Raw genomic sequence first — 14,342 nt, 5'->3', positions numbered from 1 at the left:
CTGCTCTTTTTTTGTATTTATAGTTAGATTAATATCGAATAAAGGTCTATTGATATTAGATAATAATTGATCTATAATTAAATCAATCAAATATATTTCTAATCTATTTATTAAACTTAGATATAAATCTAATAAAGGAGTCAGTATGAAAGAAAATTTCAATAAATTTAAGCTAATGAAAAAGCCCCTCCTGGTAAATGAAGCAGGGCTTGTGATCTACTATTATACAAATTGGCTAGCCGCCTCAAACAAAAGCCAATACAGCTTTGACGCTTCCTATCCAGGCTTTACTTTCTCAAAAGATTGGCTTCTAATGTCTATCGAAGATGTCTTTGGTTTCGAGAAGGCTTATGTCGATTTTGTAAAGAAGGTTAAGGCTGAGTCTTTTCCTTATCTAGAGGAGTTCTTTAGCGAAGATAATTCCGATATATTAAATCTTTTTTATATTTTTACCGAAAATGACGAGAATTATCTGCCCTTTTTTGCAGGAATCTTCCAAAATCTCAATATCTTCGACCTGGAATATTTGACTTATGAGCGTTTTAAGGAAGTCTATGACTTTTGCTTCCTTAAATATATGGGAATTGAGATAAGTGATGAAAATCATAAGGATTTAAAAAGTCTAATCGATTCCAAAAAGAAGATTCTCCAAAAAGATTTCCCTCATCTTTTGTCTAAGCTTCCCTATAGGGATGAGCTTTCTATGGATCTTGTGAGATCTTTTACCAATACTAGGTCGATCTACGATAGGGTCTTTCCTTTGCTTGATAAGCTTTGCGAGATAATAAAGAAAAATATTCCCTTGATTGAGGACGACCTTAATAAGCATTTTGACCATCTGGAAGAAAATAACTTCAAGCTTTTAAGAGATCTCGCTGATCAAGTAGGTATAAATCCTCTTCTAAATAAAATGAAATCTCCCCTTAATGTTTATACTCTTATCATCGCTCCTAATATGAAGATGATTCAATATATGTCAGAAGATATGGACTTTGCCTTCATAAAATTTGGTATCTTTGCAGATAAGGAGAAAAAGAATGTTGGAAAGTTAAAACTCTTAAGCCAGTACCTTAAGGTTTTGGGAGATCCTACTAGGATTGACATCCTCGATTTACTTATGGAGAAGTCCTACTATTCCAAGGAGCTTTCCGACAAGCTTTTCATCACCCCTGCCACCCTATCCTACCACCTAAGCCAGCTCCATGTTTGTGGCTTTGTAGGTGCTTATATTGAGGGTAGGAGAACTTATTACTATTTGAGAAAGCCTGGATTTAAGAAAATTATAGATGACCTTAATGATTTTTGTAAAAATATAAGGGAGGAAAATCATGACAGTAAGGAATGAAAATCTAAGAGAAAACCTCGCCCAAAATCTCGATTCAGAAGAGAAGATAAAAGCCTATTTGAGAGCAAAAAACTTATCTAATTTCGAGCTTTTACGTATTTCATATAGCCCCTTTAGGGATAATTTAAAGATAAAACTTTCCTTGTTGATTTATCCCTTTGTGAATGGACTCATACCTATCTTACAAGCCTTTATCATGTACTTTTTGGTAGGGCTTATAAGTAAGGGAACGGGCCTTAGGCCTATGATCCTTATAATCACAGCCTATAGTCTTGTAATTTGTGCCTTCTCTTTAATTTCTAATCAAATAGAACGTAGAACTTATGCGACCTATATGGATACCAGGCTTAATTTCTTTGTAAAGGCGGCAGGAACTATTATGAAGATGGATTATGGTCTTGGGGAAAATTCCCTCTTTATGGGAGAATTTACCAGGGGCTTTGAGCCCTTTTCAAATAATAGCCAAGGGCTTGAGGGAATCTATCATGATATGTATTCCCTCCTTTCAAGTATAATTTCCTTTGTGGTAATTTCAGTAATTATGGCAAAGCTTAATCCCCTAATCTGTATTTTCGCCCTAATTTCTATCCTAATCCAACTTGTAGTTAGAAATTATACCGATAAATATAGGCACGAGCATACAGGAGAGCTTAACAAGGTAAGAAGAAAGACATCTTCTTATTATAATGAGGCTAGCGACTTTCGTTTTGCCAAAGACATTAGGATTTTCTCCTTCAAAGAAAGATTTATTGAAGGCTTTAAGCCCCTAGTAGCTGATGTAGTAAGGATTTCTAGAGTTTTCATCAAGCCTGAGATATTCTTATCTCCTATCCTTGCCATAGCCTTGGTTGGGATAGAGGCTATTTGTTTTTATTTCTTGACAGGAAAAATCATCTCTAATGAGATAAGTCTAAAGGACCTTACCCTAATGATTACATCTGTGTCAATCTTAAGCAGGGTCTCCCTTACCCTTGTTACAAATCTTGCCCAAACTAGGGCCAATCTCATGTATGTTGGAGACGGTTTTGATATGATAAGAGATGACCTAGAATCAACTTGTGGAAATAAGAAGATTACAGGCCCTATGGCAATAGAATTTAGAAATGTATCCTTTTCTTACCCTCTTTCTAGTAAAAAGGTCCTAGATGATCTCTCCTTTACTATAAAAGAAAGAGAGAAAGTCGCCATAGTTGGGGTAAATGGAGCTGGCAAGTCTACCATAGTTTCCTTAATCCTAGGACTATATAAGCCGACTCAAGGGGAGATTTTAATAAATGGAATAAATACCAATGAGCTTGACCTTAAGGAAAGATTTAAGGCCTTTGCCACAGTTCTCCAAAATGTAGAGCCTCTTTCTGTATCTATAGCAGAAAATGTGGCAGGGACAGATAAGAATATAGATAGAAAAAAAGTAATAGAAGCGATAAATAAGGCGGGCCTTTCCTATAAGCTCGACCAGCTTCCTAAGGGGATAGATACCCAAATGACTAGAAATATCTACGAGGATGGAACTCTTTTTTCTGGAGGAGAAAACCAAAAGCTTGCCATAGCTCGTGCTATTTATAGGACAGATGCCAAAGCCCTTATCATGGATGAGCCAACAGCTGCCCTTGACGCCTTGGCTGAGGAGAAAATCTATAAAGATCTGGAAAATATAAGTCAAGGAAAGACTCTAATTTTTATCTCCCACAGGCTAGCTTCAACCAGGTTTTGCGATAAAATCATGCTTCTTGATGGCGGAAAGATAAGAGAGATGGGAAGTCACGAGGACCTTCTAGCTAAAAACGGCCTCTATAAAGAAATGTATGAATCCCAAAGGAAATACTACAAGGAGGAAGATAATGAAAAATAAATTTAAAGCCTTGTGGCTATTTGCCAAAATTATAGGAAGAAATGATCCCTTCTATCTAATAATTATCCTCCTCAATGCTCTAATCAATTCGGCTAAGAGTGTAGTAAATATCTTTGTACCAATGATTTTTATCAATCAAATCACAAATCCCAGACCTATACCAGATTTTATAAGACTTGTAAGTTTTATAGTTATAGGAAAAGTCCTCCTAGAAATAATAGCTAGGATATCTAGCAGGGAAGAATTTGTAAGGCGTCAGGGGATAAATGACTATCTAACCTTCGAGCTTGCCAAAAAAGCCATGGACTTATCCTACGAAAATATAGAAAATCCCCACACCTTAGACCTTAAAGAAAAGGCCAATGCTGCGATCAATATGGGATCAATACATAATCTCTTGTGGTGCCTTAGAGAAATAATAACGAGCCTATCAACAATGCTTGCTACAGCCATAATTATAATACAATTCTCCCCTTACCTAGTAGCTATTTCTATAGGGATTTCTTTACTAATAATTGTAACGAGTATTAAAGAATCCGCCTATATTAGAAAATTTGACTTGGAAATAGTGGATGTAAATAGGAGATTCTCCTACTATTTCTCCCTTATGGGTGGACCTAGCTTTCAAAAGGAAATAAGAACCTATGACCTAGGAGACTTGATAAACTCAAAGGTCACCGGCTACCTTAGAAAGATGCTCAATGAATTTAACAAGAGGTATGCCTATGAGGCCAACATTGGAGCTATCAAAATTTTCTTAGAAACTATTCTAAGATTTATCTCCTACACCTATGTGGCAATGAGGACCTTATCCCAGGCATATGGCCCACAGATTAGCTTCGGCGAGTTTTCCCTAATAATTTCTGCCAACGAAAACTTTATGAAGGCCTTCCAGGACATGTTTACTGAAACAGGCGACTTCATCCTAAGCCTTGCCAATCTCATCCCCCTCTATGATTTCATAAATCTAGAAGGCTCTAGTGAAAGAAAGGATAAAAAGGCAGGAGACTTCGAAAGCCTTGAGTTTAGAAATGTAAGCTTTGCCTATCCAGGAAGTGACAGGCAAATCCTCGATGACATTTCCTTTAAGATCGAAAAGGGCGAGAAAATCTCTATAGTTGGAGTAAACAACGCTGGAAAGACTACTCTTGTAAAGTTAATAGGAAGATTTTATGAAATAGATAAGGGAGAAATCCTCTACAATGGAGAAAATATCAAAGATATCGATAAGAAATCTCTCTACGGTAAAGTCTCCGCTGTTTTTCAAGATTTTTCCATAATGCCTTTTACAATCAAGGAAAATATAATAGGAAATAAGGATTATAAGAAAGAAAAAATAGATGAGATTCTAAAACAATTAGGTCTTGATAGAAAGATAGCTGATTTAGAATATGGCCTTGATACCTATATGAACAAGGAAATTTTCGAAAAAGCGACCGACCTATCCCTAGGTCAAAAGCAAAAGCTTGCCATAGCCAGGTGCCTTTACCAAGATCCCGACCTAATCATATTAGATGAGCCGACAGCAAGCCTCGATCCCTTAGCAGAAGCTAAAATCTACGAAGAATTTAACGAGATGACCAAGGGTAAGACTGTAATTTTCATATCTCATAGGATGAGTTCATCAAGATTTACCGACAAAATCCTTCTCCTAGACGAAGGAAAAATAGCAGCCTACGACACCCACGAAAATCTAATGCAAAACGAGAACACCTACTCCAGACTATTTAAGTCCCAGGCTAAATACTATAAGTAAAAAACCACAAGCAAGATACCCTTACAAATCACGTGAGGGTGTTACTTGTGGTTTTATTTATTATTGTTCTTCTGTTGAGTTTGTATCTTCTGTACTGTTTGAGAAGGCATTTGTTATGGAATCTAAGATAGATCTAAAGAATTCTACTATGGAATCCCATAGGCCGCTGTCTTTGGCCTCTCGGGCAACCTTATCTATATTATCCTTGTTGTCTTCGTAGAACTTGCCTGCCTTATCTGTGATATCTCCTGCAAGTTTTGTGAGATTTTCCCTAACTTCGGCACTATCTATAGCGGAAGTTACTTGGTAATTTTCGAAGTAGTTCACGAGGATTTGGATATTGTTATTTGATAATACATTGTCCATATCTACATTATTTAGGGCATCCTTGATATAGATTGCTATCTGATCTGCGGATGCATTCTCGCCATTTTCTTTCTTGTAGTCGCTGAGTTTTTGTTTTACTTCAATTACTACTGTATCGAGCTTGTCTGTATCGAAGTTTTCTTTTCCTTGGTTTTCTTTTGCAACTTCGCTTACTGTCTCAAGCTCTTCTTGGGCTGTTTGGGTCCTTTCGGTGTCAAGGTCTACTCCTCGCATTTCTTCAGATTTGTAGACTCCGACTAGGGCAGACTCTCCAGTAACAGGTCTTGGGCTTGCTACTACTATATCAGCATTACTTATGCCTGCTGTTATGGCTGCATTGGTGTATTGACCTTCTGTAATCTCCGTAATGTTTCCTGGTGTCGTAATCTTTACAGAGATTCCCTTAACCTTGGTAGATCTTTTGACTAGGACTGAAGAGATCATATTAGAATCTGCGGTTCCGTAGCCTAGATATTTTTCTAGATCACTTCCATCTACATAGGAAATATTAGAATCTTCCCTAACTCCCATAGACTTATTTACTGTGGCCTTCTCATCTTCTGTAAGGGCTACTCCATAGATTACATCGTCCTTGTTTGGATAAAAGTCACTTGCCATAGCAAGATTTGGGAGAAGGATTATAAGGGACATAATCCCTGCTAGAATTTTCTTAAACATATTATTACCTATAGGCTTTCAATCTTTTCTATAATTGGACTTAGCTCTTTCATATCAATATCTTCTGCAAGACCTGAGTCGATTTTTTCTGCTATTTGTGGGTCGATTGGAAGCTTGGCTAGGGTGTCTATGTCGTATTTTGCTGCTACCTCATCTAGCCTACTCTTACCAAATATCTCGTGCTTACTTCCACAATCTGGACATTCAAAATAAGACATATTTTCAACCATTCCTATGACTTCCTTACCCATCATTTTAGCCATTTTGATAGATTTTTCAACGACCATCTCTACCAAGCCTTGAGGGGTTGCTACTGCAACTACGCCATCTATTGGTAGGGATTGGAAGACTGTTAGTGGTACGTCAGCAGTTCCTGGAGGCATGTCCACTATCATATAATCGATCTCGCCCCAATCTACATCTGTATAGAATTGTTTTAGGACGTTGGTTACGATTGATGATCTCCAAACAACTGGGTCAGTCTTTTGGCGTAAGATCATGTTTACTGAAATTAGTTTGATTCCATCACGGGTGATAGCAGGATACATGAGTCCTTCCTTGGTTCCCCTAACTGGCTCATCTATGCCAAAAGCCTCTGCCATTGATGGTCCTGTGATATCAGCATCAAATACTGCTACCTTGTAGCCTTTCTTGTTAAGGCTTGAGGCAAGGAGGGAGGATACTGAAGACTTGCCAACTCCTCCCTTACCACTCATTACAGCTATGACCTTGCCCACAGAAGATCCTTCGTGGAGTTTGATTTTGAATTTATCTAAATTAATATTTTTCTTTTGCATATAATCTCCTTTTCTTAGCATCTGATATTTCCTCAGATGTAGAATTATTATACTTTTAAATTATCATATGTTAAGTTAAATAAATTCACTATTATTAATCAAAGCCATACTTGATCTAAAGCTCATAAGGAAAATATTAATTAAAAATCAATCTTCATATCTCCATCCTTGATCAACCCCTTATTTTTCATTAGCCTATAAATTATATAAGAAAGGATGGCTGGAAGGATTATGTGAAGGAGAATCACCTTAAATATCGCACTAATTCCCATGGCATTAATCGTTCCGATTTGTCCTACCAGACCACTTGTACCCATTCCTGAGCCTAGGGGAGTGTTTTTCATCTTAAAAACTAGAGTCCCTATTGGAGCAATTATGGCACTTGCAAGGGTTGGCGGAAGCCAGATCCAAGGATTCTTGATTATATTTGGCACTTGGAACATACTAGTCCCAAGCCCTTGGGCGAGAAGTCCTTCCAAGCCATTATCCTTGTAGGAAATTACAGCAAATCCTATCATTTGAGCACTGCATCCGATTGTAGCTGCACCTCCTGCAAGGCCTTCTAGACTAAGCATCATACAAATCGCCGCAGATGAAATCGGTAGGGTAAGGGCCATACCAATAGTAACAGCTACAACAATTCCCATAAAAAATGGCCTAAGCTCGGTCGCCTTCATGATAAATAAGCCGATAGCCTTCATAAAGCTAGCTACATAAGGCCCTATAAAATCACCCACCAAGAGTCCCACAATAATCGTAATGCTGGGAGTGATGATTATATCAAGCTTGGTAGATTTTGAGACAAGCTTACCAAATTCAACTCCAAAAATCGTCGCAATGAAAACTCCCACAGGACCTCCCAGCTCATAGGCCCCGAGTCCTACAATAGTAGAAGCAAAAAGGACGAGATTAGGCGCATTAAGACTTGCGGCAATAGCAACTGCAATGGCTGCTCCACTAGCAGAGCTTGCCAAAGGCCAAAGCCTATCTGTAAGATATGCTATATGTAAGCTTTGGCCCAGGCTATTTAGGATAGTTCCAACTAAGAGGGAAGCAAACAAACCAAAAGCCATAGCTCCCAAGGCATCAATAAAATAAGTTCTCCAGGATAAATTTATCCCCTTTTTTCTTAAAAATTCCATAATATCCTCCAAAATATTTTCAAATAATATTGTAACACAAATTTAATCCATTGTATATACAGTGGAAAATATTTTTGGGGTCTTGTATTATTTTTAGAATCTAGCTAATTGCTAATTATTAGAATATAAGCTAAGTATAATAAGCTGAATCATGTTGTTTTTGTTTATTCTATATTAACTCGGGTAACAAGGTAAAGTAAGATTTTTCATTAATCAGGAGGATATTATTAGAGGTTATGGATTAATATGATTAAAAAATCAAATTTATTACCATATATTTTTATGATAGCTTCAAGTGTAGGCTATTATAGTAATATTGGCAGAGATGATTCATTATTTTATTTTTGGATTACCATATTTGTAGTATCATTAATACTTTTAATAGTAAATAATAACGATTTATATAAAAAACATAAATCTAATATTGTATACTATGATATGTTGTTTGTTCTAGGAGTAATATTCATACCACGCATAAACTTACCTTATGGGGCTTCTAGATTAATTATGGCTATTTTAGGAGCTATATATGCACTTTTAATTAACCGAAAGAAAAATTATCTTAAATAATAACTAGGAAAGACAGCTTATGTAAAATGAGCTGAACCCCAAAATCTAAAAAAGGATGGAGGGGTTTTTAGTATGTCAAAATACTCAAAAAATTTTTAAGTTAGAGTTTACACAAAAAATTTGACAGTACCATTAGAAATTTTAAGCATTGATTTTTCTTAAAAACGAATATAAAATTTTTGATTAGTTTAGTAAAATTTTAAGCAAGTGATAAAGTTGGAATTTATAGACTTATTTTTAAACTCTGATATGAGTTCCTAGCTCAAATAGTAATATCATTAATATGAATTTATATGTCTATGTATTTAAAATCGCTTAAAACGCAAAATATGAAGTATAATCGCTAAAGTTTTAAAGTTATAGTTCTTATAATCGATTATAGAGTATAGTTAAGCTGTTACTATCCCCAAACTGGTAACAGAAAGGGGGGGTCTAACATGGAGAAATTACTTTACTCTTTGACAGTTTCTATCATGGCAGGTGTACTTAGTCACTACATCTGCAAATGGTTAGATGGAAACGACAATAAAGATAGTAACTAGCCAAAAAAAGACTGGAGCGGCTACTCCAGTCTTTTTTTGTGTCCAACATGTCGAACTTTACTCTCTTAGTCACAACCATTGTACACCTTAGAATAGTTTTTTACAATTGAAATATTTAAAAATTATTTTGTTCAATGTTTTCCATATCTATTGATATATCTTTTTTATTGTAATTTTCTATAAACATGTCTAATAAAGTAATTAAATTTTTATTATTAGAATTTAATTCGAAAATGCCATAGAATGCCTCTTCATAATAAATATAATTATTTTCTTCATAAATTGCATGCTTAATATATCCTCCATCTGACGTTTTAAAAGCAACTACAGTAAATTTATCTTTATTAGGAAAAGAAGAAGTACTTTCTTTATTTATTCTTTTTGAATTTTTTAATAACTTTAGAAATCTATTTATATCCTTCTTTTTATAAATAGTAATTTTTTCGACTCCTTTATCATTAACAACATTAATAAGAGTTATGTTGCTAATATTATCTATTCTTGGAATCTTTACATTTTTTTCATCATATTTATTTTTTATATTTAAACCAAAAAAAATAAAAATAGGAATAATTATAAAACATATTTTTTTATTTATTTTCATAAGTTAATTTACTCCTTTCATATAGACATTATAACATCACACAAAATAAATTTAAATTTCTTAATAGTTACATGATTTAAAATTATTCTAATACCTTTTTTACTTTTGCTAAGTTTATATTATTTTCCTTTTTTAGCAATAAAAATTTATCTTCTATATCTATATTTTCTCCTTTTTTTAACTAAATAGATATTTGAAATTTTCTTTAGTTTTTTTCAAATTCTTTTAATTTATCTTTTTAGGATAAATTAATAATATAGTCTGCAAGGCTAACATTTTTTAATATTGCTTTAGCCCTTAACATAGTGTAATCTTCTATCGTGCATTTAAAACTTATAGTTTTACTTTTTACTTGTTTTTGTTCCTTTTCTAAACTTTTTAAAAATAGCTCTTCTTGTTGTTCTTATTGTTTAAATCTTGCATTTATTGCTCCTTTTGTCTTCACTCTGTTTACTTGTGTAAACATTAGAATCTCAATGTTTACATATATTTTATATAGTGTATACATGTAAACATCGTAAACACATTGATATTTCAATGTTTACAGCTGTTTACATTTCTTATTTCTTTATTTTCTAAAAGTTTTTGATTAAGTTCCTTGATATACTCATCTTTTTCAGATATAGCTTTCTTATAAGATTTTATTTCTTCTTTTAAGCCTTGTAGCTCTCTTTCAAGGCTTGATGATGTCTTACTATAAGAATCTAACTTTGTCTCAAGTACCTTGATATCGCCTTGCAATGACTTAGCTTCAAGCTCTTTACCTTTTAAGCTTTCGTCTAGTTTTTAACCTATACTAATCTAGTTAGAAAAATTATTGTAGAATATTTTTCTGATAAAGAAGAAAATAAAAATAAGCAAAAAATAGCACGTTCGCCAAAACGTGCTGCTGTTCGATATAAACCTTTTTTTATCTACCAATGATATACAACTTTTATCCTTAAAAAGTAAGTGAAAAATATGTTTTTAAAAGATTAAAGTAATTTAAAAGTAAGTAAATTTAAAGGTCGTCCGACAGATTTTTGCAGGAAGGACGATTTTTTATGCAACAGAAAGCAATACCACAATCACTAGAGGATAAGCGACTACATGAATTATATAGCTTACTTTATGATTTTATATATCTAATTTTTATTAAAAAAGATTACTACAATCGAGAAAAAGAAAAATAGTAAGTAATTACTACTATACAAACGGTATAAATGGCTTACTTAAAAGTGCTAAAAGCTTTCATAAGTCCATCTATATGTCAGTCTGTAACAGGTATCCAGAGCATACAGAAAAAGATAGAGCAAGGAATTCTGAGGAAAACACCGCTTAAGCTAAAATTTTTGTAGTTGATTCAGATACAAAATATATTTTAAACACTAACTTAGCTAATAATATTATAGGCTGTTTGATGATAAGATTTTCTTATAGGTCTTTGTCTATTAAAATCCCCTTTTCCCTAAGCTTATCCTCGATACTCTCTTTGGCGAAGTCATTATCCACCCTTATGGTATGATAGTGGATATTTTCTGTGAGATTTTTTAGGGGCGTTGCCTCATCTATTGATTTGATGAAGACATCTACTCCCTTTCTTGACTTGATATTTAATTCCTTTTTTATCATTCCGTAGGTCTTGTGGTTGATGAAGACATCGAGGATCTCTCCTCCCCTATCTACTATGGTATTTAGTTCCTCTCCTATTTCTTCGTCGCTGTGGGAGCATTTTATGATGAATTGTATCTTCGACGATTGGCTTAGCCAGTAGCCCTTGTTGTTTGATTTTATCTCGTAACCACTTGCCTTAAGGATAGAGATATCCTTGACTATTACCTGACGAGTTAGGCCGAATCTCTCCGCTAAGCTTCCGCCAGATATGGGGCTAGTCCTATCTTGTAAGATTCTTATAATTTCTAGTTGTCTGTTTTTTATATTCATATTAACCTCTATAACACTTTACCCCAAAAATAAATTTGACATTAAATTTTTTTGAGTGTAATATATAAGCAACAACAGTGATAAGAGGAGTAACCAAAGATTTTAAAATAAAGAGAATCCTGGCTGGTGTGAATGGAGATTTTAAATTTTGGTGAAAAAAGCCTTTGAGTTTTGTCGGGGATATTTGATCTGACAGCGGGACTTGCCCGTTACAGCAAGAGAGTATGATTGTACTTATTGAGTAGCTTATCGTGAGATGAGCTAAAATAAAGGTGGTAACGCGAATTTTCGTCCTTATTGCTTCCGTTTGGAGCAGTAAGGACTTTTATTTTACAATCAAATTTATTAAGAAAGGAATTATTATGAAAAAGCTAGTAAAGATTATCCTTGCACTAATCCTAATCATTACGCCCTTAGGCCAGGTTAATGCAAGCGAAGAAGACACATTCAGAGTAGGCATGGAAGTAAACTACGCTCCCTTTAACTTCTCTGAAGTAAGTGATGAAAATGGAGGCTATCCTGTAGCCAACTCTCCGGGCGAGTATGCCAACGGTTATGACGTTCAATTTGCCAAGAAAATCGCCGATGGCCTAGGAAAGAAGCTTGAAATCTACAAGATCGAATGGGACGGACTAATACCTGCCCTAACCAGTGGCAAGATCGATTCTATTGTAGCTGGTATGAGCCCTACTGCTGAAAGGCTCGAGCAAATCGACTTTTCTATTCCCTACTACCATGCCAAGATGGTAGTAGTTACCCAAAAGGACTCAAAGTATAAGGACGCTAAGTCCATTAACGACTTCGAGGGAGCAAAGATTACCGCCCAGCTTGGAACCTTCCACGTAGCTATGATAGATCAAATGGCAGGTGTTGACAAACAAGAGTCCATGGACTCCTTCCCTACTATGATTGCTGCAGCAAATGCTCGAACTATTGACGGCTATATCTCAGAAGAAGCTGGTGCCGAATCTGCAATAGCTGCCAACCCAAAGCTTACTTATATAACATTTGACGAGGCTAATGGCTTTGAAACTAAGGATGAAGATACAACAGTAGGAGTAGGAATTGCCAAAAACTCTCCCCTTACAGAAGAAGTAAACAAGGTTCTTTCATCTATGGATATAGAAAAAGAACAAGCTGAGATTATGGGAGTAATGACCCAGCTTACTGCCGATGAGGAAGAAAGCTCAGGCTTTATCGATGAAGTTAAATCGATTTGGGCGACCTACTCTACCCTTTTCCTAAAGGGTGTGGTAAATACCCTAATCATAGCCATAGTTTCTACAATTCTAGGTTTCCTCTTGGGTCTTTTGGTTGCAGTTATTAGGGGAATGGAAGTCAAAAAGACTGACAATGCCTTTACCTACTATCTCCACAAAATAATCAACTGGATCTTGGGGGCTTATGTTGAAATATTTAGGGGAACGCCAATGATGGTTCAATCTGTAATAATCTTCTACGGACTTAAGCAATATTTCGATATAGACCTATCGACTATGTTTGCGGCAATCCTTATCGTTTCAATCAATACAGGAGCCTACCTATCTGAGGTAGTCCGTGGTGGAATAAATTCGATTGACAAGGGACAATTTGAAGCCTGCAAGGCCATAGGAATGACCCATTTCCAAACTATGGTTCACGTAATCCTCCCTCAAACAATCCTTACAATCCTTCCTTCTATTGGAAACGAGTTTGTAATAAATATCAAGGATACATCAGTCCTTAACGTAATTTCTGTAACAGAGCTATTCTTCATGAGTAAGTCTGTCGCAGGATCAACCTACCAATACTTCCCAACCTACTTGATAACAGCAGTGATTTATTTCGTCCTAACCTTCACTATTACGAGAATCCTTCTTGTCCTTGAAAGAAGATTTAGGGATACTGACTTTATCATGGAATCATCAACAGGAGCAAACAATGTCTGAGATAATTAGAGTAAACAATTTAGAGAAAAAATTTGGTGACAACCTAGTCCTTAAGGATATTAATATGGCGGTAAATGAAGGAGAAGTAGTCTCTATCATAGGATCTTCTGGGTCTGGTAAGTCAACCCTCCTTCGCTGCCTTAACCTCTTGGAATCTCCTACAAGCGGCGAGATCCTCTACAGGGGCGACAATATCCTAGACCATAAGTTCGACCAAAGAAAATATAGGTCCAGGGTCGGCATGGTATTTCAAAACTTCAATCTCTTTGCCAACAAGACCGTTCTCGAAAACTGTATGCTAGGTCAAATAAAGGTCCTAGGCAGAGACCACAAGGAAGCTGAAGATATTTCTAGAAAATACCTAGAAAGCGTAAATATGCAAAATTATGTCAACGCCAAACCTAGCCAAATATCAGGTGGCCAACAGCAAAGGGTAGCCATAGCCCGTGCCCTTTGCATGAACCCTGACCTCCTCCTTTTCGATGAGCCAACAAGCGCCCTCGACCCAGAGACAGTTGGAGAAGTCCTTGATGTAATGACCAAGCTTGCCAAAAGCGGGATGACCATGATTGTAGTAACCCACGAGATGGACTTTGCAAGAGATGTATCTAGCAGGGTTTTGTTCATGAACAAGGGAATCATCCTAGAAGACGGATCTCCAGATAAAATCTTCAAAAACCCAGATCATGACAGGACCAAGGAGTTCCTAAAGAGATTTTTGGGAGAAAATTAAGATTAAAACTAGTTCATGGTTTATGGGCTAGTTTTTTCTTTGCTATAATTATTAATTATAAAGTCTGTTTTAAATAGTATAATATTAAGGAAAGCTCATATGAAAT

Annotated in this window: 12 protein-coding genes and 1 other annotated feature; of the genes, 6 read left to right on the top strand and 6 right to left on the bottom strand. The window is 35.4% G+C overall.

Annotated features, from left to right (window positions below):
• Window positions 1–145 precede the first annotated feature (145 nt).
• Genes C7D97_RS08655 through C7D97_RS08645 form a run of 3 tightly spaced genes read left to right on the top strand, consistent with a single transcriptional unit; the run spans window position 146 to window position 4,953 of the window.
• Window positions 146–1,345, top strand: a complete 1,200-nt coding sequence (locus tag C7D97_RS08655; RefSeq protein ID WP_105301647.1) for an ArsR/SmtB family transcription factor — start codon at window positions 146–148, stop codon at window positions 1,343–1,345.
• Window positions 1,329–3,197 (top strand): ABC transporter ATP-binding protein, encoded by a 1,869-nt coding sequence (locus C7D97_RS08650; protein WP_105301646.1) that lies wholly within the window; start codon window positions 1,329–1,331, stop codon window positions 3,195–3,197. The genes C7D97_RS08655 and C7D97_RS08650 overlap by 17 nt, the downstream gene beginning before the upstream one ends.
• A complete protein-coding gene (locus C7D97_RS08645; RefSeq protein WP_105301645.1) occupies window positions 3,187–4,953 on the top strand; it encodes an ABC transporter ATP-binding protein in 1,767 nt (588 codons plus the stop codon). The genes C7D97_RS08650 and C7D97_RS08645 overlap by 11 nt, the downstream gene beginning before the upstream one ends.
• 60 nt (window positions 4,954–5,013) lie before the next feature.
• On the opposite strand, the gene C7D97_RS08640 is transcribed toward C7D97_RS08645, so the two are convergent.
• The 3 genes from C7D97_RS08640 to C7D97_RS08630 all read right to left on the bottom strand — a co-directional run bounded on the left by C7D97_RS08640 (window position 5,014) and on the right by C7D97_RS08630 (window position 7,936).
• Window positions 5,014–5,997: a DUF1002 domain-containing protein gene (locus C7D97_RS08640; protein WP_105301644.1), complete on the bottom strand. Its 984-nt coding sequence runs from the start codon at window positions 5,995–5,997 to the stop codon at window positions 5,014–5,016.
• An 8-nt stretch (window positions 5,998–6,005) separates the two neighbouring features.
• On the bottom strand, window positions 6,006–6,794 hold the full coding sequence (locus C7D97_RS08635) for a P-loop NTPase (protein ID WP_275886693.1): 789 nt from the start codon (window positions 6,792–6,794) through the stop codon (window positions 6,006–6,008).
• Window positions 6,795–6,934: 140 nt separating this feature from the next.
• Window positions 6,935–7,936 carry a PTS sugar transporter subunit IIC gene (locus C7D97_RS08630; RefSeq protein WP_205408060.1) on the bottom strand — a complete coding sequence of 334 codons (1,002 nt, stop codon included), beginning with the start codon at window positions 7,934–7,936 and terminating at the stop codon, window positions 6,935–6,937.
• Window positions 7,937–8,182: 246 nt separating this feature from the next.
• Between C7D97_RS08630 and C7D97_RS08625 the strand changes: the two genes are divergently transcribed.
• A complete protein-coding gene (locus tag C7D97_RS08625) occupies window positions 8,183–8,506 on the top strand; it encodes a hypothetical protein (protein WP_105301642.1) in 324 nt (107 codons plus the stop codon).
• Window positions 8,507–9,163: 657 nt separating this feature from the next.
• Here the strand turns inward: C7D97_RS08625 and C7D97_RS08620 are convergent.
• From C7D97_RS08620 to C7D97_RS08610, 3 genes are all read right to left on the bottom strand, one after another.
• The gene (locus C7D97_RS08620) at window positions 9,164–9,652 is read right to left on the bottom strand and encodes a DUF5301 domain-containing protein (protein ID WP_105301641.1); all 489 of its coding nucleotides are present in this window, start codon (window positions 9,650–9,652) and stop codon (window positions 9,164–9,166) included.
• Between the two features lie 534 nt (window positions 9,653–10,186).
• Window positions 10,187–10,393: a hypothetical protein gene (locus tag C7D97_RS08615; RefSeq protein WP_105301640.1), complete on the bottom strand. Its 207-nt coding sequence runs from the start codon at window positions 10,391–10,393 to the stop codon at window positions 10,187–10,189.
• A gap of 672 nt (window positions 10,394–11,065) precedes the next feature.
• Window positions 11,066–11,575 carry a transcription repressor NadR gene (locus C7D97_RS08610; protein ID WP_105301639.1) on the bottom strand — a complete coding sequence of 170 codons (510 nt, stop codon included), beginning with the start codon at window positions 11,573–11,575 and terminating at the stop codon, window positions 11,066–11,068.
• A gap of 68 nt (window positions 11,576–11,643) precedes the next feature.
• Window positions 11,644–11,874, top strand: a binding site (T-box leader).
• Window positions 11,875–11,937: 63 nt separating this feature from the next.
• Between C7D97_RS08610 and C7D97_RS08605 the strand changes: the two genes are divergently transcribed.
• The gene (locus C7D97_RS08605) at window positions 11,938–13,503 is read left to right on the top strand and encodes an ABC transporter substrate-binding protein/permease (RefSeq protein WP_105301638.1); all 1,566 of its coding nucleotides are present in this window, start codon (window positions 11,938–11,940) and stop codon (window positions 13,501–13,503) included.
• Window positions 13,496–14,236: an amino acid ABC transporter ATP-binding protein gene (locus C7D97_RS08600; RefSeq protein WP_105301637.1), complete on the top strand. Its 741-nt coding sequence runs from the start codon at window positions 13,496–13,498 to the stop codon at window positions 14,234–14,236. The genes C7D97_RS08605 and C7D97_RS08600 overlap by 8 nt, the downstream gene beginning before the upstream one ends.
• Window positions 14,237–14,342: the final 106 nt, after the last annotated feature.

It is taken from the genome of Anaerococcus marasmi (assembly GCF_900290195.1).
Taxonomy (GTDB): Bacteria; Bacillota; Clostridia; order Tissierellales; family Peptoniphilaceae; genus Anaerococcus; species Anaerococcus marasmi.
The sequence above is the reverse complement of the archived record's forward strand: the minus strand, read 5'-3'. Positions and strand labels throughout refer to the sequence as shown.

Bases quoted from the DNA above. Each gene is read 5' to 3' on its own strand.
- C7D97_RS08655 (WP_105301647.1), top strand. From the start codon at position 146: ATGAAAGAAAATTTCAATAAATTTAAGCTAATGAAAAAGCCCCTCCTG.
- C7D97_RS08650 (WP_105301646.1), top strand. From the start codon at position 1,329: ATGACAGTAAGGAATGAAAATCTAAGAGAAAACCTCGCCCAAAATCTC.
- C7D97_RS08645 (WP_105301645.1), top strand. From the start codon at position 3,187: ATGAAAAATAAATTTAAAGCCTTGTGGCTATTTGCCAAAATTATAGGA.
- C7D97_RS08640 (WP_105301644.1), bottom strand. From the start codon at position 5,997: ATGTTTAAGAAAATTCTAGCAGGGATTATGTCCCTTATAATCCTTCTC.
- C7D97_RS08635 (WP_275886693.1), bottom strand. From the start codon at position 6,794: ATGCAAAAGAAAAATATTAATTTAGATAAATTCAAAATCAAACTCCAC.
- C7D97_RS08630 (WP_205408060.1), bottom strand. From the start codon at position 7,936: ATGGAATTTTTAAGAAAAAAGGGGATAAATTTATCCTGGAGAACTTAT.
- C7D97_RS08625 (WP_105301642.1), top strand. From the start codon at position 8,183: ATGATTAAAAAATCAAATTTATTACCATATATTTTTATGATAGCTTCA.
- C7D97_RS08620 (WP_105301641.1), bottom strand. From the start codon at position 9,652: ATGAAAATAAATAAAAAAATATGTTTTATAATTATTCCTATTTTTATT.
- C7D97_RS08610 (WP_105301639.1), bottom strand. From the start codon at position 11,575: ATGAATATAAAAAACAGACAACTAGAAATTATAAGAATCTTACAAGAT.
- C7D97_RS08605 (WP_105301638.1), top strand. From the start codon at position 11,938: ATGAAAAAGCTAGTAAAGATTATCCTTGCACTAATCCTAATCATTACG.
- C7D97_RS08600 (WP_105301637.1), top strand. From the start codon at position 13,496: ATGTCTGAGATAATTAGAGTAAACAATTTAGAGAAAAAATTTGGTGAC.